At 47.3% G+C, this 1,411-nt stretch carries 8 tRNA genes; all 8 read right to left on the bottom strand.

Going from position 1 to position 1,411, the window contains the following annotated elements:
* Nucleotides 1-653: 653 nt before the first annotated feature.
* Nucleotides 654-725, bottom strand: a tRNA-Glu gene (locus BK579_RS06400).
* A 19-nt stretch (nt 726-744) separates the two neighbouring features.
* A tRNA-Ser gene (locus BK579_RS06395) sits at nt 745-835 on the bottom strand.
* A gap of 8 nt (nt 836-843) precedes the next feature.
* Nucleotides 844-918, bottom strand: a tRNA-Asn gene (locus BK579_RS06390).
* A gap of 5 nt (nt 919-923) precedes the next feature.
* Nucleotides 924-1,000, bottom strand: a tRNA-Ile gene (locus BK579_RS06385).
* A 32-nt stretch (nt 1,001-1,032) separates the two neighbouring features.
* Nucleotides 1,033-1,106 (bottom strand) — tRNA-Gly (locus BK579_RS06380).
* A 37-nt stretch (nt 1,107-1,143) separates the two neighbouring features.
* Nucleotides 1,144-1,219, bottom strand: a tRNA-His gene (locus tag BK579_RS06375).
* A gap of 23 nt (nt 1,220-1,242) precedes the next feature.
* Nucleotides 1,243-1,315, bottom strand: a tRNA-Phe gene (locus BK579_RS06370).
* A gap of 8 nt (nt 1,316-1,323) precedes the next feature.
* A tRNA-Asp gene (locus BK579_RS06365) sits at nt 1,324-1,399 on the bottom strand.
* Nucleotides 1,400-1,411: the final 12 nt, after the last annotated feature.

Below are 1,411 nucleotides of genomic sequence, written 5' to 3'. Positions count from 1 at the left end.
TAAGTCAATCCGGCAAGAAGGTTAAAAAGCAACCTTCTAGCCGACTCGTCTTATGCCTGTCGCCGATGAACGAGCGCCTTCAGCATTTCTTTTTTCAGGGTAGACATCTATGCTAATTAAAATTAGCACCATGGAGGATGAAAAATTATACTTAGCTTAGTGTCTAGCTTCAGGCGCTATCGGCTCGGGGTCATAAGTCAATCCGGCAAGAAGGTTAAAAAGCAACCTTCTTGCCGGCTCGTCTTATGCCTGTCGCCGATGAACGAGCGCCTTCAGCATTTCTTTTTTCAGGGTAGACGTCCATGCGAATGAGTATTTGCACCATGGAGGATGAAAATTGCTCATCTAAATGGTATGAGCGGAAGGTCACTCGACTCCTGCGGGATGCAGCGGGCAAAGTGAGATCCCGCAGGAGTCAAAAGCGACGAGGAGGCTCACCGCACGCCCCGCGGAAAGCGAGTGAACTGCAGCGAATGAATCTTCAACCTATTTCAGGGTAGAATTCTCTTAAAATTAAGGCGTTGTTTAATCAGTAGCTAGGTATGTCGCGATATACACTTTAAAACAAATGAATCTATATCTTCAGTATTATATTTAAAGTAAGCTGTTTTTTCCAAACAAAAAAGCTACGAATGAATCGTAGCTTTTTTAAATGACCCGTACGGGATTCGAACCCGTGTTACCGCCGTGAAAGGGCGGTGTCTTAACCGCTTGACCAACGGGCCTTAATATGAAATTTTTGAATGGCGGAGAAGGAGGGATTTGAACCCTCGCGCCGCTTACACGACCTACACCCTTAGCAGGGGCGCCTCTTCAGCCACTTGAGTACTTCCCCATCCAAAATGGCTCCACAGGCAGGACTCGAACCTGCGACCGATCGGTTAACAGCCGATAGCTCTACCACTGAGCTACTGTGGAATAAATGGTGGGCCTAAATGGACTCGAACCATCGACCTCACGCTTATCAGGCGTGCGCTCTAACCAGCTGAGCTATAGGCCCATTTATCTTATATGAATATTTAGTGTAATATATGGAGCGGGTGATGAGAATCGAACTCACGACATCAGCTTGGAAGGCTGAGGTTTTACCATTAAACTACACCCGCATAAATCACTATAAAATTATTAGCAATATCAAACTTATGGGGCGACTGATGGGAATCGAACCCACGAATGTCGGAACCACAATCCGATGCGTTAACCACTTCGCCACAACCGCCATAGTTTAATTTATAAAGGAAGTGGCTCGGGACGGAATCGAACCGCCGACACATGGATTTTCAGTCCATTGCTCTACCGACTGAGCTACCGAGCCAGATTAAATGGCGGTCCCGACCGGGATCGAACCGGCGATCTCCTGCGTGACAGGCAGGCATGTTAACCGCTACACCACGGGACCAGAGTTTTTTCA

The organism is Litchfieldia alkalitelluris (assembly GCF_002019645.1).
GTDB classification, from domain to species: domain Bacteria; phylum Bacillota; class Bacilli; order Bacillales; family Bacillaceae_L; genus Litchfieldia; species Litchfieldia alkalitelluris.
This window is presented reverse-complemented; position numbering and strand designations above follow the sequence as displayed.